General features: G+C 74.9%; 14 protein-coding genes. 12 read left to right on the top strand and 2 right to left on the bottom strand.

What is annotated here, in order from left to right; genetic code table 11:
* Nucleotides 1–3 precede the first annotated feature (3 nt).
* Together mmsB and DPA01S_RS17150 are read left to right on the top strand one after the other, a co-directional pair.
* Nucleotides 4–909: a 3-hydroxyisobutyrate dehydrogenase gene (mmsB, locus tag DPA01S_RS01295; RefSeq protein ID WP_061228402.1), complete on the top strand. Its 906-nt coding sequence runs from the start codon at nt 4–6 to the stop codon at nt 907–909.
* Between the two features lie 684 nt (nt 910–1,593).
* Nucleotides 1,594–1,800, top strand: a complete 207-nt coding sequence (locus DPA01S_RS17150) for a response regulator transcription factor (RefSeq protein ID WP_232302950.1) — start codon at nt 1,594–1,596, stop codon at nt 1,798–1,800.
* A 37-nt stretch (nt 1,801–1,837) separates the two neighbouring features.
* On the opposite strand, the gene DPA01S_RS01285 is transcribed toward DPA01S_RS17150, so the two are convergent.
* Together DPA01S_RS01285 and DPA01S_RS01280 are read right to left on the bottom strand one after the other, a co-directional pair.
* Nucleotides 1,838–3,145 carry a cytochrome P450 gene (locus DPA01S_RS01285; protein WP_061913601.1) on the bottom strand — a complete coding sequence of 436 codons (1,308 nt, stop codon included), beginning with the start codon at nt 3,143–3,145 and terminating at the stop codon, nt 1,838–1,840.
* Nucleotides 3,146–3,292: 147 nt separating this feature from the next.
* Nucleotides 3,293–4,285, bottom strand: a complete 993-nt coding sequence (locus DPA01S_RS01280) for a polysaccharide pyruvyl transferase family protein (protein WP_061913599.1) — start codon at nt 4,283–4,285, stop codon at nt 3,293–3,295.
* A gap of 18 nt (nt 4,286–4,303) precedes the next feature.
* Here DPA01S_RS01280 and DPA01S_RS01275 point away from each other — a divergent pair, with 18 nt between their 5' ends.
* The 10 genes from DPA01S_RS01275 (at nt 4,304) to DPA01S_RS01230 (ending at nt 16,703) form a co-directional block, all read left to right on the top strand.
* Complete coding sequence (locus DPA01S_RS01275) at nt 4,304–5,149, top strand: glycosyltransferase family 2 protein (RefSeq protein ID WP_061913597.1); 846 nt, start codon at nt 4,304–4,306, stop codon at nt 5,147–5,149.
* 53 nt (nt 5,150–5,202) lie between these two features.
* The gene (locus DPA01S_RS01270; protein ID WP_061913595.1) at nt 5,203–6,123 is read left to right on the top strand and encodes a glycosyltransferase family 2 protein; all 921 of its coding nucleotides are present in this window, start codon (nt 5,203–5,205) and stop codon (nt 6,121–6,123) included.
* A gap of 83 nt (nt 6,124–6,206) precedes the next feature.
* Nucleotides 6,207–7,847, top strand: a complete 1,641-nt coding sequence (locus tag DPA01S_RS01265) for a carbamoyltransferase family protein (protein ID WP_061913593.1) — start codon at nt 6,207–6,209, stop codon at nt 7,845–7,847.
* Entirely contained in the window at nt 7,844–9,469 is a 1,626-nt protein-coding gene (locus DPA01S_RS01260) for an HAD-IIIA family hydrolase (protein ID WP_061913591.1), read from the top strand. The genes DPA01S_RS01265 and DPA01S_RS01260 overlap by 4 nt, the downstream gene beginning before the upstream one ends.
* Complete coding sequence (locus DPA01S_RS01255; protein ID WP_181365940.1) at nt 9,469–10,530, top strand: glycosyltransferase family 9 protein; 1,062 nt, start codon at nt 9,469–9,471, stop codon at nt 10,528–10,530. The genes DPA01S_RS01260 and DPA01S_RS01255 overlap by 1 nt, the downstream gene beginning before the upstream one ends.
* Nucleotides 10,518–11,489, top strand: a complete 972-nt coding sequence (locus tag DPA01S_RS01250) for a glycosyltransferase (protein WP_061913589.1) — start codon at nt 10,518–10,520, stop codon at nt 11,487–11,489. Before DPA01S_RS01255 ends, DPA01S_RS01250 begins: the two co-directional genes overlap by 13 nt.
* Entirely contained in the window at nt 11,486–13,315 is a 1,830-nt protein-coding gene (locus DPA01S_RS01245) for a glycosyltransferase (protein WP_061913587.1), read from the top strand. The genes DPA01S_RS01250 and DPA01S_RS01245 overlap by 4 nt, the downstream gene beginning before the upstream one ends.
* Nucleotides 13,305–14,678 carry a PfkB family carbohydrate kinase gene (locus DPA01S_RS01240; RefSeq protein ID WP_061913585.1) on the top strand — a complete coding sequence of 458 codons (1,374 nt, stop codon included), beginning with the start codon at nt 13,305–13,307 and terminating at the stop codon, nt 14,676–14,678. Before DPA01S_RS01245 ends, DPA01S_RS01240 begins: the two co-directional genes overlap by 11 nt.
* Nucleotides 14,668–15,735, top strand: coding sequence for a glycosyltransferase family 9 protein (locus DPA01S_RS01235; protein WP_165001055.1), 1,068 nt, complete (start codon nt 14,668–14,670; stop codon nt 15,733–15,735). The genes DPA01S_RS01240 and DPA01S_RS01235 overlap by 11 nt, the downstream gene beginning before the upstream one ends.
* Complete coding sequence (locus DPA01S_RS01230; RefSeq protein WP_061228276.1) at nt 15,732–16,703, top strand: UDP-glucuronic acid decarboxylase family protein; 972 nt, start codon at nt 15,732–15,734, stop codon at nt 16,701–16,703. Before DPA01S_RS01235 ends, DPA01S_RS01230 begins: the two co-directional genes overlap by 4 nt.
* Nucleotides 16,704–16,754: the final 51 nt, after the last annotated feature.

Genomic DNA, 16,754 nt, shown 5'->3' with positions numbered 1-16,754 from the left:
TAGATGAGCAACGTGGACACGAGCAAGCCGACCGTGGCGTTCCTCGGGCTGGGCAACATGGGCGGGCCGATGGCCGCCAATCTGGTCGGGGCCGGTCACGAGGTCCGCGGTTTCGACCCGGTCGAGGCCGCGCAGCAGGCCGCGCGTGAGGCCGGGGTGACGGTGTGCGAGTCCCCGGCCGAGGCGGTGCGGGGTGCCGCCGCGGTCATCACGATGCTGCCCAACGGCGCGCTGGTGACCTCGACCTACGCCGACGTGCTCGGTTCCGCCGAGGCGGGGACGCTGTTCATCGACTCGTCCACCATCTCGGTCGACGACGCCCGCGCGGTCCACGAGCAGGCGGTGGCCGCCGGCATGCTCCAGGTCGACGCTCCCGTCTCGGGCGGGGTCAAGGGCGCCACCGCCGGCACCCTGGCGTTCATGGTCGGTGGTGAGGACGAGGCGTTCGCAGCCGCGCAGCCGCTGCTCGAGCCGATGGCGGGCAAGGTCATCCACTGCGGCGGCGCCGGTGCGGGGCAGGCCGCGAAGGTGTGCAACAACATGGTCCTCGCCGTGCACCAGATCGCGATCGGTGAGGCGTTCGTCCTGGCCGAGCGGCTGGGTCTCGAGCACCAGGCGTTGTTCGACGTCGTCACCGGCGCCACCGGCAACAGCTGGGCGTTGCACACCAACTGCCCGGTACCCGGCCCCGTCCCGACGTCGCCGGCGAACAACGAGTTCAAGCCCGGCTTCGCCACGGCACTGATGAACAAGGACCTCGGCCTGGCGCTGTCCGCGCTCGAGAGCACCGGCACGGTGGCGCCCCTCGGTGCTGCGGCCGCGGCGCTGTACGACGAGTTCGCGCAGGATCACGGTGACAAGGACTTCAGCGCCATCATCACCAGCATCCGCGACTCCGCGCGGAGCTGATCGACGTCAGTACGAGGAGCGTTGCCATGACCACCCTCCGACCGAGCGATTCGGACGCCGTCCTGGGCGCACTGCGCCGGGCCCGGCAGGACTCCGGGCTCCCGATCGTGTTCGCCGGGGAGGGGAACGGCGAGACCGCCCAACTCAGTCGGTTCATCGGCGCCCGGACCTCCTCCATGCAGGGCCTGCAGGTGGCCAAGGGGCGCGGGCTCGGCGGTCACGTCATGGCGTCGGGGCGACCCGCGACGGTGCGCGACTACGAGGACTGCTCCGGAATCACCCGGCACTACGCCGAGGCGGTGGGGCAGGAGGGGCTGCGCGCCATCATCTCGGTGCCGGTGATGGTCTCCGGCGTCGCGCGCACGATCCTCTACGGGTCGACGCGGGTGGCCACGCAGCTCGGTGACCACGTGACCCGGACCTTCAACTCGGTCGCCGCCGAGCTCGCCTCGGAGTTCCGGGTCCGCGACGAGGTCGACCGCCGCCTGCGCATGGCGGACGTCGCGGCCGCCGAGCACTCGGTCGGCCTGGAGGCCTCGGATCGCGAGCAGCTGAGGGTGTTGCACGGCGAGCTGCGGGCGATCGCCGCAGAGCTGGGGGGACCCGGCCCTTCGCGACCGGTTGCTGGCGGCCGGGTCGGCCCTCGCCGGCGTCGGGCGCGCTCCCGACGCCGGCGACGTGCCGGTGCCCGCGAACTCGGTGCTCTCGCCCCGCGAGATCGACGTCCTCGCCCAGGTGGCGCTCGGATTGTCCAACGCCGAGGTGGGCGCGCGGTTGTCGCTCTCCCCGGAGACGATCAAGGCATACCTGCGCAACATCGGCACCAAGCTCGGGACGCGGTCGCGGATGGAGTCGGTGGCCCGGGCACGGCTGCTCGGCCTCCTGCCCTGACCCCCTCCCGCCTCGCGGCCGGGTCACGGCGGCGGCCCTACGCCGTCGCGGCCGAGCGCTCCTGCCACGCCACCCGCACGCCGGTCGCGGGCCGGGTCAGCATCTCGGTCCACGGGAACGTCAGGTCGTCGGGGTCCCGGCTGACCCGCACCTCGGGGCGGCACAGCGCGGCCACGGCGGCGGACAGTGCGGCCACGGCGATCTTCTCACCAGGGCAGCGGTGGCCCGTGCGCACGCCGGCACCGCCGTGGGGGATGAACGCCTCGAGCGCTTCGGCGTCGTCGACGTCCATGAACCGGTCGGGGTCGAACGTGGTGGCGTCCGGCCAGTGCCGCGGGTCGGTGTCGGTCCCGAGCAGGTCGAGCAGGACCCGCTGGCCCTTGCGCACGGGGCAGCCCTGGACCTCGAAGTCCGTGGTCGCCAGGGCGGGCAGCATGGGAACGAACGGGTAGACACGGCGGACCTCCTGGGCGAACGCCACGGCCTCGGGGATCTCGGTCAGCCGCCCGGCGGCGGACGCGGCCTCCCGGATCCGGTCCGCCCACGCGGGGTGTTCGGTGAGTGCGACGGCGGCGAACGCCGCGAACCGGGCCACCGCCACGGTGGGCCGGGTGAGGTTCTGCAGTTCCACCGCCGCGGTGCGGTCGTCGACGAGCGCGCCGTTCTCATCGCGCAGGTCGGCCATGGCCGCCAGGACGGAGTGCGGGTCGGCCCGGTGCCGGCCGGATCGCACCGCCCGGATCAGGTCGGTGGCCCACCGGTCCAGCCGGATGCGCTCGATCTGCGCGACCGGGTTGGTCGCCACGCGTCCGAACGTGTCGAGCAGGCGGCTCATCTGGCGGGCGCGACGGTCGGCCTCCGCAGGGGTGAGGGGCAGACCGGCCCAGCGGAACGCCGCCCGACCGAACGCGGTCGCCGTGTCGTCGTACACGGTGCCGGCGCCGCTGCGTGCCCACTGGTCGAGCATCTCCTCGAGCTCCTCGGCCACCAGCTCGCCGAAGCGGGCGGCCCGGTCGTCGTCGTAGGCCATGTCGGCCATCGCGTTCTTGCGTGTGGCGTGGGCGCGGCCGTCGAGCTTGTGGACGGAGCCGGGGCCGAACAGAGGCAACCGGATGAACCCCGGCATCGCCCCGTCTCGTTTGACCTTGTCGGCGTCGTAGAACGCACGCACGCCGTCGATCCCCCGGAGCAACACCGCGCTGCGTCCCATCAACCGCAACCGGACCGGTGTCTGGGACTCGGCGGTGACCCCCGCACGCCGCCGTACCCGGGAGGCGAAGAGGTATCCCGAGCGCACGAAGTCGAAGGACTGGTCGCTGATCACTCGGGGGACGGGTCGGGGCACGGGCGCTCTCCTTCGTGCTCGGGTGGGAACTCGCGGTCGGCGTCACGGCCACACTAGAGCGACTCGCGCCGCCGCGCTTCCGGTCGCGTCCGCAGCATCGGCGACCGGACGCCGCCCAACCGCCATCGGACGTCGGCCGCCGCGCGCTCACCGCGACCGCAGTGCCTTCATCAGGTCGTCGAGCATGCCGTCGGACGGCCGGTCGTCGGCGCGTCGGCTCGCGGTGGCGCGCCCGTCGAGGGACAGGCACCACCGCCACCAGTGGTCGAGGACGGTCTCGCCGGGGCCGGGGGCGCCCAGGCCGTCGGCGGTGAACGCGTCGGCGCCGGGCGCGCCCGCGCCGAGGTCGTCGGCGCCGACGACCGCCGGCCAGTCCCACGCGGCGGCCTGCGCGGACACCTTGCCGCCACCGCTGATCGGGTCGATCGCCAGTGCGGGCACACCGGCCTGCAGGGCCAGCACGAGTCCGTGCATCCGCATCGTCACCACGGCGTCCATGCGGGCGATCACCGAGCTCACCTGACCGGGCGTCGAGGGCAGTCGCCAGTCGCGGGGGTCGAGTCGGGTCTCCAGCGGGAGCAGCGCCGCGTCCAGGCTACCCAGCCAGTCGGTGAGCGCGCCGATCACGGCCTCGTGGCGCCGCCGGTCGCCGTACTCCTGTTGGCCACCGGTCAGGTACACCCCGACGACGGGCACCGCCGGTGGCGGGACGTGTGCGGCCAGGTCGGGTCGCGCGGTTGAACCGGGGGCGTCGCGGGCGATCACGGCGTCGAGCCGGTCGAGCAGGGGATCGGCGTGGTCCACGACGCTGACGCCGACAGCGATCCGTCGGCAGCGGGGGAAGCGGTCCAGCATCTCGACCGCGGCGTCGCCGCTGGCGGGGCCGCACACGAAGACCACGTGGGTGTAGCGGGCGGGGTCGACGTCGTCGAGGCGGAGGCCGCCGGGCGGGCACATCACCGCGCTCCAGGCGGTGTCGTGACCGATCCCGTCGGCGGTGAGGCGACGGGCCACCGCCTCCATCGCCAGGACGTCGCCGGCCGTGGCCTCGCCGTGCAGGGGACTGGACCAACCGACGATGAGTACGCGCACCCCGTCGAGCCTGCCCGACGCGGCTCCGCCCCGCCAGCCCCGGCTCATCGGGCTAGCCTCGGGCCGGTGAACACCAACGTGACCGTCGTGGTGGCCTCGAGGAACCGGCGAGAGGACCTCCGGGCCACCCTGCCCCGCCATGACGCGCCCGTGATCGTCGTGGACAACGCCTCGGACGACGACTCGGTGGAGGTGTGCCGCGCCGCGGGCGACCACGTGAGTGTCATCGCGTCGCCCGAGAACCTCGCCGCGAGGGCCCGCACCGTCGGTGCGCGGGCGGCGCGGACCGAACTCGTCGCGTTCGCCGACGACGACTCGTGGTGGGAACCGGACTCCCTCGAGCGGGCGGTGCGGCTCTTCGCCGAGTATCCGCGCCTCGGCCTGGCCGCCGGCACCATCCTCGTGGGTCCGGCGGACGAGCCGGACCCGATCAACGCGGTGCTCGCCGACTCGCCCCTGGGCACCGCACCCGACGCCCCGGGCCCGGCCCTGCTGGGTTTCGTCGGATGCGGTGCGATCGTCCGCCGCGACGCGTTCCTCGGGGTGGGCGGGTTCGACGACGTCATCCGTTTCCCCGGCGAGGAGGAGCGGGTCGCCCTCGACCTGCACGACGCGGGCTGGCAGATCTGTCACGTCCCGGACCTCGTGGCCCACCACCACCCGTCACCGGTGCGGGACGCGCCGGGGATCCGCCGGGCCGGCCTCACCCGCAGCCGGCTCCTCACCGCGGTCCTCCGGTTGCCGGCGGGCGCGGTCGCGGGTGAGGTCGTGGACGGGATGCGCAGCGCGGACGGACGGAGGGGACTCCTCAGCGCGGTGCCGCGGATCCCTGCCGCGCTCGCCGCGCGCCGGGTCGTGGGAGAGCGCACCCTGCGCGCGCGGGAGCGGCTCCGCGCCGCGGACGACGGGTAGAAGCCCCGCGCCGTGGACGACGGGTGGAAGCCGCCACACGGAAGGAGAGTCGGATGAGCAGCGCACCGGAGCCGGATGGTCGGGATCCCAGGGTGAGCGTGGTGATGATCACCTGGAACCGCCGCGAGGAGGCGCTCGCCGCCCTGGACCGGCTGGCGGGGCTTCCCGAGCGTCCGGAGGTCATCGTCGTCGACAACGGTTCCACCGACGGCACCGCCGACGCCATCACCCGCCAGCGCCCGGGCGTGCGGCTCATCGCCAGCCCCACGAACCTGGGCGCGGTCGGCCGCAACCTCGGGGTGGACGCGGCGACCACCCCCTATGTCGCGTTCTGCGACGACGACACGTGGTGGGATCCCGGTTCGCTGCGCGCCGGTGCGGACGCCCTCGACGCGCACCCGCGGCTGGGCGTGGTCACGGCGCGGATCGTCGTGGAGCCGGACGGCGAGGACGACCCGATCGTCGCGGAGCTGGAGAACTCACCGGTGCGCGGCCCGGACTGGCTCCCCGGGCCGGCGCTGGGCAGTTTCCTCGCGGGGGCGAGCATCGTCCGGGCCGGGGCCTACCGGGAGGTCGGCGGCTTTCACGATCGTCTGTGGCTGGGGGGCGAGGAGGAGCTGCTCGCGGCCGACCTCGCCACCGCCGGCTGGGAGCTCTGCTACCTGCCCGAGATGACCGTGCACCACCAGGCGTCGGTGCTGCGCGACCCGCATCTGCGCCGCCGTCACGGCATCCGGAACACCCTCTGGTTCACGTGGCTGCGCCGGCCGCTGCCCGCCGCACTCCGGCGCACGCGCGACGTCCTCGCGGGCGCCCCGCGGGACCGGGTCACCGCGGCGGGGGTGCTCGACGCCCTCCGCGGCGCGGCCTGGGTGGCGAGGGATCGGCGGGTCCTGCCACCGCACGTCGAGGCGCGCTTCCTGGCCCTCGAGGAGAGCCAGAAGTTCAGCGCGGCAAGGCGCTACGAGAGCTGAGGCTTCCCACGCCGGTTCGCGGTCGAGCGCGAGGAGGCCGCGTTCGGTGGCCACTTCCCCCCGATCGGGCCTATGGTCGCGCCATGATCGTCTTGGGCGTAAATGCCACCTTCCACGACTCGTCCGCCGCGCTGGTCGTCGACGGACGCGTGGTCGCCGCCGCCGAGGAGGAACGCTTCTCCCGCCGTAAGCACGCCAAGCGGCCGGTGCCGTTCTCGGCGTGGGAGCTGCCGGAGCTGTCGATGCGCTGGTGTCTCGAGGAGGCCGGGATCACCGCGGCGGATCTGGATGCGGTGGGGTACGCCTTCGACCCCGAGCTGGCGGCGCTGCAGCCCGACGACCCCTTCGACCCGGTGCGCATCGACTACGTGCGGCGGGCGCCCGAGTTCCTCGCCGAGGCGCTGCCCGGGCTGGACCCCGGCCGGGTGCGGTTCGTCGAGCACCACGTCGCGCACGCCGCCTCCGCCGCCCTGGCCGGGCCGCACCGCACGTGCGCGGTGTTGGTCAACGACGGCCGCGGGGAGCGGCACTCCCAGCTCGCGGGCCACTACCGCGACGGGGAGCTGGAGATCTGTCACCGCCAGGACCTGCCCGATTCGCTGGGTCTGTACTACGAGTCGCTCACCGAGCACCTGGGCTTCCTGCGCTCGAGCGACGAGTTCAAGGTGATGGCGCTGGCCTCCTACGGCGAGCCGCGCTTCCTGCCGGAGCTGCGCGAGAGCCTGCACGCGAACCCGGACGGGGGGTTCACCGCGCGTGCCCCGGAGTGGGAGCGGTTCGCGCCCCGCCGCGTCGACGACGGGACGTGGGGCGGCGTGCACGCCGACCTCGCCGCCTCGGTGCAGGCCGGGGTGGAGGAGGTGTTGGTCGCCAACGCCGAGTGGCTGCACCGGCAGACGGGCGAGACCGTCCTCACCATGGCGGGCGGGACCGCGCTGAACTGTGTGGCCAACACGAGGATCTGGCGTGACGGGCCGTTCGACGAGGTGTGGGTCCAGCCGGCGTCCGGCGACTCCGGTACCGCACTGGGGGCGGCGCTGCACCTGGCGCGCGAGCAGGACGAGCTCGCCCCGGGGGCCGTGGACCCCGCGGTGGGGCGTGGATGGGACGACGACGAGCTGGCGCAGTGGCTCACCGCGGCGCGCGTGCCCTTCAGCACCCCGGATGATCTGGCGGGCGAGGTGGCCGATCTACTCGCCGCCGACGGCGTCATTGCGTGGTTCGACGGGCGTAGTGAGTTCGGTCCCCGGGCGCTGGGTCGCCGGTCCCTGCTGGCCAACCCGACGCGGGCGGCGAACGTCGAGCGGCTCAACGACGTCAAGGGGCGTGAGCAGTTCCGGCCCGTGGCGCCGATGATCCTCGCCGAGCGCGCCGCCGATATCGTCACCGACGGCCCGCTGCCGAGCCCGTACATGCTCTTCGTGCACACGGTGCGCCCCGAATGGCGGGATCGGCTGCCCGCGGTGGTGCACACGGACGGCACCGCGCGGGTCCAGACGGTCTCGGACTCCGACACGCCGCGGGTCGCCGACCTGCTGCGCGCCTTCGAGGCCCGGACCGGTGTCCCGGTGCTGGTCAACACGAGCCTGAACACGGCGGGCCGGCCCATGGTGGACGATCCCCGCGACGCCCTCGAGTTGTTCGGGTCGGCGCCCGTCGCCGCGCTGGTGCTCGGCCCCCACCTCGTGCGCCGCGCCGACTTCGTCGCCGGCGGTGACGCATGAGCCGAGTTCCCCGCTGGGCGATCGTCGTGCCCACCATCGGTCGGGAGTGCCTCCAGGCGATGCTCGACTCCCTGGCCGCGCAGCGGACAGATGACACCCACCCGGCTCCCGTGGAGGTCGTGCTCGTCGACGACCGGCCGGGGCGGGTCGACCCGTTGTCGGCGAGCCTGCCGGGAGTCGACTGGCCGCTGCGCGTCGTCCGCGGCTACGGGCGCGGCCCCGCCGCCGCCCGCAACCGCGGCTGGCGGGCCACCCACGAGTCGGCCCCGGAGTGGATCTCCTTCCTCGACGACGACGTGATCCTGCCCGACGGGTGGCTATCCGGTCTCGTGGACGACCTCGCGGCGTGCGGCCCGGACACGGGGGCCACGCAGGCCTCGATCCGCGTGCCGCGTCCGACGGATCGCCCGCCGACGGACTGGGAGCGCAACGTCGCCGCGCTCGAGGGCGCGGACTGGGCGACCGCGGACATGGCGTACCGCCGCGCGGCCCTCGAACAGGTGGCGGGCTTCGACGAGCGGTTCCCCCGGGCCTTCCGCGAGGACGCCGATCTCGCACTGCGGGTCCGCCGCGCGGGCTGGTCGCTCACCCGCGGCACACGGCACATCGTCCATCCCGTCCGCCCGGCTGACGGCGGGGTGAGCCTGCGCCTGCAGGCCGGCAACGCCGACGACGCCCTCATGCGGAGGTTGCACGGCCCGCGCTGGCGCGAGGTGGCACAGGCCCCGGGCGGCGGATTCGGCTATCACGTGGCCACCGTGGCCGGGGCGCTGGTCGCGGCGGGGGGTGCCGCCACGGCGGTGGCCGCGGGCGCGTGGGCGCGCACCGCCCCCGCCGCGGGCCTCGCGACCGGGACTGATGCCGGCACGGCCCGCGCGGCCTGTACCGTGCGTGCGGCCGGCGCGGCGGCCGGCGTCGGCGCGCTGGCCTGGGCCGGCCTCACCGCCCGCTTCCTGGCCATCCGGCTCGGACCCGGGCCCCGGCCCGGCGACCCGGAGTTCCGCGCCGAGGTGCGCCGGATGGTGCCGACGTCTCTCACGATCCCGTTCGCGGCGGTCCGCCACCGGATCGACGGGTGGCGGCGCCACCGTGACGCGACACCGTGGCCGCCGAGGCCCCGCGCGGTGCTGTTCGACCGCGACGGCACCCTCGTGCGGGACGTTCCCTACAACGGGGACCCGGCGAAGGTCGAGCTCATGCCCGGCGCCCGCGAGGCCGTCGACCGGGCCCGCGCCGCGGGCCTGGCGGTCGGCGTGGTCTCCAACCAGTCCGGCATCGCCCGGGGACTGCTCGACGAAGCGGCGGTCCGCGCGGTCAACGCCCGGGTCGACGAGCTCCTCGGCGGGATGGACACCTGGCGGTACTGCCCGCACGGACCGGAGGACGGGTGCGGCTGCCGCAAGCCCGAACCCGGTCTCGTCACCGCCGCCGCCGCCGACCTCGGCGTCGACCCGCGTGAGTGCGTGGTCATCGGGGACATCGGCGCCGACGTCGAGGCCGCCCTGGCCGCACGCGCCCGGCCGGTCCTCGTGCCGACCCCGGTGACCCGGCCCGAGGAGGTCCGCGACGCCCCGTGCGTCGCCCCCGACCTGCTCACGGCGGTGGGGGAGGTGCTGCGCTGATGGGACGCACCCTGGCCGTCCGGCTCGACTCCGACGGCGACGTGCTGCTCTGCGGCCCCGCCCTGACCCTGCTCGCCGAGACGGGCGACGAGGTCGACCTGCTGGTCTCATCCCAGGGCCTCGCGGCCGCCGGGCTCCTCCCGGCGGTCTCCGAGGTGCTGGTCCACGACGCCCCCTGGTCGGGCTTCCGCCCGCCGCCGGTCGACCGCGCCGCCACCGCGGAGCTGGTCGAGCGGATCACGTCCGGGGGCTACGACCGGGCGGTGGTGTTCACCTCCTTCCACCAGAGCCCCCTGCCGATGGCGCTGCTGCTGCGACTGGCCGGCGTGCCCTTCATCGCCGCCGCCAGCGTGGACTACCCCGGCTCGCTGCTCGACGTGCGCGTCCGCCGCGACGACCCGCCCGGCGGCGGGCACGAGGTCGAGGCCGCCGTCGAGATCGCCGTCGCGGCAGGCGCCCGACGGCCGGCCCGGATCCCCGGCCTCGCCGTGCGACACCCGCTCCCCGACGTGACCGACCTGCTCCCGGGCGACGGGCGCGACCTCGTCGTCGTCCACCCCGGCGCCTCCGTCCCCGCCCGGTCGCTCACGCCCGTCCACGCCGGGCGCATCGTCGCGGCGCTGCGCGACGCCGGGTACCTCGTCGCGGTCACCGGCGGCCCCGGCGAGCGCGACCTGGTCGCCCGGACCCTCGCCGCGTGCCCCGGCGGCACCGGCGGCGGCGTCCTCGACCTCGCCGGTCGAACCGACCTGGCGCAGCTGGCCGCGGTGCTCGAGCGCGCGGCCGTCGTCGTCGTCGGCAACACCGGCCCCGCCCACCTGGCCGCCGCCGTCGGCACCCCCGTCGTCTCGCTGTTCTCCCCGGTGGTCCCCGCCGACCGCTGGGCGCCCTGGGGCGTCCCCGTGCGGCTTCTCGGCGACCAACACGCGCCGTGCCGCGACACCCGCGCCCGCGAGTGCCCCGTCGACGGGCACCCGTGCCTGACCGGCGTCCCGCCGGACGAGGTGGTCGCCGCCGTCACCGGACTCGCCACGGAGAGGAGGACCCGATGCGCATCCTGATCTGGCACGTCCACGGCTCCTGGACCACGTCCTTCGTCCAGGGGGACCACGAGTACCTCGTGCCCGTCCTGCCGGACCGGGGCCCCGACGGCCGCGGCCGCGCACAGACGTGGGACTGGCCCGCCTCGGTTTCCGAGCTCGACCCCGGGCAGCTGCGCGACCGGGCCGCGGACGGCGGGATCGACGTCGTGATCCTCCAACGCGCCCACGAGGTCGACCTGCTGCGCGAGTGGACCGGACTACGGGCCGGCGTCGACGTGCCGGCCGTCTATGTCGAGCACGACACGCCCCGCGAGCACGCGGCCGGGTCCCGGCACCCGATGGCCGACCAGGACCGGGTGCCCGTCATCCACGTCACCCGCTTCAACCGCATGATGTGGGACTGCGGATCCGCTCGCACGGGCGTGGTCGAGCACGGCATCGTCGATCCCGGGCGGTCGTGGACGGGGGAGGACGCCAGCCTCGCCGTCGTCGTCAACGAACCGGTACGCCGTGGTCGCATCGCCGGCACCGACCTCGTCGTGGACCTGGGACGTCAGGTGCCCCTCCACGTCTACGGCATGGGGATGGACGAGCTCGCCGAGCTCGCACCGCACCTCGCACCGACGCTGCACGAGAACCCGCCCCAGGCCGAACTGCACCGCACGCTCGGCCGGCACCGCGCCTATTTCCACCCGTACCGCTGGACCAGCCTCGGCCTGGCCCTGCTCGAGGCCATGACGCTCGGCATGCCCGTCCTGGCGCTGAGCACCACCGAGGCGCCCCACGCGGTGCCGCCCGAGGCGGGCCTGCTCAGCAACGACCCCGACGAACTGCTCGCGCGCGCCCGGGGCTGGCTCCACGACCGCGACGCCGCCGCGGCGGCCGGCGCCGCCGCCCGGGACCACGCACTGCGCCACTACGGACTCGGCCGCTTCCTGGCGGACTGGGACACCGTCCTGCAGGAGGTGACGACATGAGGATCGCCCTGGTATCGGAACACGCGAGTCCACTGGCCGCGCTCGGCGGGGAGGACGCGGGCGGGCAGAACGTCTACGTCGCCGAGCTGGCGACCGGCCTCGGCGCGCGGGGCCACGACGTCACCGTCTACACCCGCAGAGAATCGGCCTCGGCGCCCGAGACGATCCAGCTCGCCGAGCGGGTGCGGCTGGTCCACGTCACCGCCGGCCCCCCGGCTCCGCTGCCGAAGGACGAGCTCGCCCCGTACATGGACGAGTTCGGGCGCGCGCTGGCGCGTCACTGGCTCTCCGACGGCGTCCCCGACGTCGCCCACGCCCATTTCTGGATGTCCGGGCTGGCCGTGCAGCGCGCCCGGCAGACGGTCGACGTGCCCTTCCTCCAGACGTTCCACGCCCTCGGCGTGGTCAAGCGGCGCCACCAGGGCAGCGCCGACACCAGCCCGCCCGGCCGCCTCGCCGACGAGGTCGCGCTCGCGACCGGGGCCGACGCCGTCACGGCCAGCTGCCGCGACGAACGCCGCGAGCTCGTCGACCTCGGCGCCGACCCCGACCGTATCCACGTCATCCCCTGCGGGGTCGACCTCGAGCTGTTCCACCCCGACGCCCACCGGACGCGCGCGGATCACCTGCCGCCGCGCCGCGACGGCCACCGACGGATCGTCTCCCTCGGCCGGATGGTGCCCCGTAAGGGCATCGACCACGCCATCCGCACGCTCACGTCCATCCCCGACGCAGACCTCGTCGTGGCCGGCGGGCCCGACCGTGCGGAACTCGACCGCGATCCCGAGGCCGTGCGGCTGCAGGCGCTCGCGCGCGAGCTCGGGGTCGACGACCGGGTGACCTTCACCGGGCGGCTCGACCGCCCGGACGCCGCCGCTCTCCTCGCCTCCGCCGATGTCGTGGTGGTGACCCCGTGGTACGAACCCTTCGGCATGGTCCCGCTCGAGGCCATGGCGTGCGGCCGCCCCCTCGTCGGCACGGCCGTGGGCGGGCTGCTCGACTCCGTCGACGACGGGGTCACCGGGCTACTCGTGCCACCCGGCGACCAGGCCGCCGTCACCCGCGCGGTGACCGAGCTGCTCGACGACCGTGACCGCGCCGAGGCCATGGGCGTCGCCGCGCGCCGCCGGGTCGAGGCGCTCTTCTCCTGGGACGGCGTCGTGGACGCGACCCTCACCGCCTACGCGGACGCCGCGCGGACGGCCGCCCCCCGCACGGCAGGGGACGCGGCCCCCGCCAGCGGCTGGCTCGAGTCGCACCTCGGGGGACTGCGCGCGGCCCTCGACGACGTCGCCCGACACGGACCCACCCTCGACCGGTGGGCGGGCCGGCTCACCGCGCGCCTGCTCGCGGGCGGCCGGCTCCTCGCCGCCGGCAACGGCGGCAGCGCGGCCGAGGCCCAACACTTCACGGCCGAGTTCGTCGGACGGTTCATCGACGACCGGCGTCCCGTCTCCGCGATCGCCCTGACCTCCGACCTGTCCGGACTCACCGCGATCGGCAACGACTACGGCTACGCCGAGGTCTTCGCCCGCCAGGTCGAGGCACACGCCTCGCCGGGCGACATCCTCGTGCTGCTGTCCACGAGCGGCACCAGCGAGAACGTCATCGCCGCCGCCCGCCGGGCGCGCGAACGAGGGGTCACCACATGGGCCCTCACCGGAGGCGGACCCAACCCGCTCGAGCAGGAGTGCGACGAGTCGATCCGGGTCGCCTCCTGCAACACGGCGGTGATCCAGGAGTGTCACCTGGTGCTCCTGCACGCCCTCGCGGCCGCCGTGGACACGCGGCTGCCCCGGAGCCGAGAGGTGGACAATGCACGCTGAACCCGTGGCCGTCGTCGGAGACGTCGTCCTCGACCGTGACCTCGAGGGCACGTCGACCAGGCTGTGCCCCGACGCCCCCGTCCCCGTCGTGGACGCCGACCACACGCGCGTGAGTCCCGGCGGCGCCGGGTTGGCGGCGCTCATGTGCGCGCGCATCGACCGCGTGCCCCGCGTCCGGCTCGTCGCGCCCCTGGCCGACGACGCCGCCGGGAAGACGCTGCGTTCCGAGCTCGCCGACATCGACGTCCGTGCGCTCGGGCACAAGGGCGGCACCCGCACCAAGACCCGCATCCGGGCCGGCGGCCAGACGCTGCTCCGCGTGGACGACGGCGGACCGGCCACACCGCGCGACGTCGACCCCGCCCGGTTGGCGGACGCGCTGGCCGGGGCGGTCGTGCTCGTCAGTGACTACGGCGCGGGGACCACCCGCGACCCGGCCGTGCGCGCGGGGCTCGAACAGGCCGCGCGGGACGGCGACGTGATCTGGGACCCGCACCCCCGGGGCGGGCCGCCCGTGCCCGGGTGCGCTGTCGTCACCCCGAACCTGGCCGAGGCCCTCGACGCGGCGGGCGCCCTCGGCCTCGACGCCGACCCGGAACGGCCGGGCGAACTCGCCCGTGCGCTCCGGCGCGCCTGGGAGGCCCGCGCCGTGGTCGTCACCGTCGGCTCCGAGGGCGCCTGGCTCGCAGAGGGGGACGACCTGCGGCAGATCCCGTCCGGCGGGCGCGAGGCCGGCGACCCGTGCGGCGCGGGCGACCGCGTCGCGGCGTCGATCGCCGCGTCGTTGAGCCGGCGGGAGTCGGCGGCCACCGCGGCGGTCCGGGCCGTGGCCGACGCCTCCCGGTGGGTGGCGGAGGGCGGCGCCGCCGGGTTCCGCGGCCGCGGCAACCAGCCCGCACCGAGCACCCTCGACGGCTTCGCCCACCGCATCGCCCGCACCCGTGAGGCGGGCGGGGTCGTCGTCGCGACCGGCGGCTGCTTCGACGTCCTGCACGCCGGACACGCGCAGTACCTCCGCGCCGCCCGCGAGCTGGGCGACCTGCTGGTGGTCCTGCTCAACTCCGACGCCTCCGTACGCAGGCTCAAGGGGCCCGGCCGGCCGGTCAACCCGGTCGCCGACCGGCGCGCGTTGCTCGAGGCGCTGGCCAGCGTCGACGCCGTGGTGGTGTTCGACGAGGACGACCCGCGTCACGCACTGGACGCACTGCGGCCCGACGTCTGGGTCAAGGGTGGCGACTACCGCGTGGCCGACCTGCCGGAGGCGCCGATCGTCCACGGCTGGGGCGGCCGGGTCGACATCCTCCCGCTCCTGTCCGGTCGGTCCACGACCTCGATCCTCGATCGGATCAGCGATGCCGGTTGAGCCGTACACCGCCGAGGCGCTCCGGGCGGCCGGGGTGCCCACGCACATCGACGTCGCCCGTGAGGAGTCGTGGGCGCTGCGACCGGAGGACATCGGATCCGGCGACGTGCTCGCCCTCCGTGCCCTCGGGATGGGGGACGCCCTCACCGGTATCGCACCGCTGCGGGGCCTGCGACGACTGGCACCGGGGTTCCGCCTCGTGCTGGCGGCCCCGGCAGGGGTCGGGGGCTGGCTGGCCCGCCTGGGCGTGGTCGACGCGGTCCTGCCGACCCCCGGCCTGGTCCCGCTCGGGCCGATCCGTGGGGGGCATATCGCCGTGGACCTGCACGGCAACGGACCGGCCAGTCGCGGCCTGCTCACCGCCACGGGCCCTGGCCGCCTCATCGGGTTCGACTGCCCGGAGGTGGGGCACACCGGCCCGCCCTGGCACCGGGACGAACACGAGGTCCGCCGGTGGTGCCGCCTGGTGAGCGACGCCGGCGGGCCGTGCGGTCCCGAGGACCTCCGCCTCACCGGCTCGTCCGGCGGATCATCCGGCCGGGCTCCCGGGGGGCCGGTCGTCGTCCACCCCGGCGCCGCCGCGCCCGCCCGACGCTGGCCGGTCGGGCGGTGGACGGCCGTCGCGCGCGCGCTGGCCGAGGACGGTCACCGCGTGGTGGTCACCGGCTCGGCCGACGAGGCGGCGTTGACGGCCGAGGTCGCCGGGTCGACCCCCGGCGCGACCGATGCCGGGGGAGCACTCGACCTCGACGCCCTGACCGACCTCGTCCGCGGGGCCGCACTCGTCCTCGGCGGGGACACCGGCATCGCGCACCTCGCGACGGCGCTGGCCACCCCGTCGGTGGTTCTCTTCGGCCCCGTCCCGCCCCGCTGGTGGGGTCCGCTCATCGACCCTCACCTGCACCACGTCCTGTGGCACGGCGACCCGGACGCCGACTCGTGGGGCGACCCCCACGGTGACGTCGTCGATCCGCGACTGGACGCCGTGCGGACCGACGAGGTGCTCGATTCCGCCTTCGACCTACTCAGCCACGACACGGGGAGGACCACATCATGACCCGAACCATCGCACGGGCCGTCGTCACCGGAGGCGCCGGCTTCCTCGGCAGCCACCTGTGCACCGAGCTCCGCCGCCGCGGCGTCGAGGTGGTCGCCCTGGACAACTTCCTCACCGGCACCCCGGACAACCTCGCGCACCTCGCGGCGGACACGGGGTTCCAGTTGATGGAGCGCGACGTCACCGACTACGTCCACGTGCCGGGCCCGGTCGACCTCGTCCTGCACTTCGCGTCCCCGGCCTCACCGATCGACTACCTCAAGTTGCCCATCCACACCCTTCGAGTGGGATCTCAGGGCACGCACAACGCCCTGGGCCTCGCCCGCGACAAGGGCGCGCGGTTCCTCCTGGCCTCGACCTCCGAGGTGTACGGCGACCCGCTCGTGCACCCCCAGCCCGAGACGTACTGGGGCAACGTCAACCCGGTCGGCCCCCGAGGGGTGTACGACGAGGCCAAGCGGTACGCGGAGGCACTCACCGAGGCCTACCGCACCACCCACGGCGTCGACACGGCGATCGTGCGCATCTTCAACACCTTCGGCCCCCGTATGCGCCCCCACGACGGGCGGGCGATCCCGACCTTCATCAGACAGGCGCTGCGCGGCGAGGAACTCACCGTGGCCGGCGACGGATCCCAGACCCGGTCGGTGTGCTTCGTCGACGATCTCGTGCGCGGGATCCTCGCGTTGGCCGAATCGGGCCACGCGGGGCCGATGAACATCGGCAACCCCAACGAGCTCGAGGTCCTGCGCATCGCGAGCGACGTCATCGAGGTGGTGGGGTCGTCCTCGCGGATCCGGTACATCGACCGTCCCGTCGACGACCCGCAGGTCCGGCGCCCGGACACCGCACTGGCCGCCGAGGCGCTGGGGTGGGAGCCGACGGTGTCGTGGCGTGACGGACTCCGGCGGACGGTCGAGTGGTTCCGCACGAGGACGCCACAGGAGTTGTCCGCGCCCTCCGCGTGAGCCAGATCACCCACCCTCCACTTTCGGGTGTAACGGGGTGTGGCAGCCATC

Source organism: Dietzia papillomatosis NBRC 105045, assembly GCF_001570845.1.
In the GTDB taxonomy this organism is placed as follows: Bacteria; Actinomycetota; Actinomycetes; order Mycobacteriales; family Mycobacteriaceae; genus Dietzia; species Dietzia cinnamea.
The sequence above is the reverse complement of the archived record's forward strand: the minus strand, read 5'-3'. Positions and strand labels throughout refer to the sequence as shown.

What these genes read in the sequence shown, in the direction of transcription:
- DPA01S_RS01250 (WP_061913589.1), top strand. Translation starts at nt 10,518, where the DNA reads ATGCGCATCCTGATCTGGCACGTCCACGGCTCCTGGACCACGTCCTTC.
- DPA01S_RS01265 (WP_061913593.1), top strand. Translation starts at nt 6,207, where the DNA reads ATGATCGTCTTGGGCGTAAATGCCACCTTCCACGACTCGTCCGCCGCG.
- DPA01S_RS01230 (WP_061228276.1), top strand. Translation starts at nt 15,732, where the DNA reads ATGACCCGAACCATCGCACGGGCCGTCGTCACCGGAGGCGCCGGCTTC.
- DPA01S_RS01245 (WP_061913587.1), top strand. Translation starts at nt 11,486, where the DNA reads ATGAGGATCGCCCTGGTATCGGAACACGCGAGTCCACTGGCCGCGCTC.
- DPA01S_RS01280 (WP_061913599.1), bottom strand. Translation starts at nt 4,285, where the DNA reads ATGAGCCGGGGCTGGCGGGGCGGAGCCGCGTCGGGCAGGCTCGACGGG.
- DPA01S_RS01270 (WP_061913595.1), top strand. Translation starts at nt 5,203, where the DNA reads ATGAGCAGCGCACCGGAGCCGGATGGTCGGGATCCCAGGGTGAGCGTG.
- DPA01S_RS01260 (WP_061913591.1), top strand. Translation starts at nt 7,844, where the DNA reads ATGAGCCGAGTTCCCCGCTGGGCGATCGTCGTGCCCACCATCGGTCGG.
- DPA01S_RS01240 (WP_061913585.1), top strand. Translation starts at nt 13,305, where the DNA reads ATGCACGCTGAACCCGTGGCCGTCGTCGGAGACGTCGTCCTCGACCGT.
- DPA01S_RS01255 (WP_181365940.1), top strand. Translation starts at nt 9,469, where the DNA reads ATGGGACGCACCCTGGCCGTCCGGCTCGACTCCGACGGCGACGTGCTG.
- mmsB (WP_061228402.1), top strand. Translation starts at nt 4, where the DNA reads ATGAGCAACGTGGACACGAGCAAGCCGACCGTGGCGTTCCTCGGGCTG.
- DPA01S_RS01235 (WP_165001055.1), top strand. Translation starts at nt 14,668, where the DNA reads ATGCCGGTTGAGCCGTACACCGCCGAGGCGCTCCGGGCGGCCGGGGTG.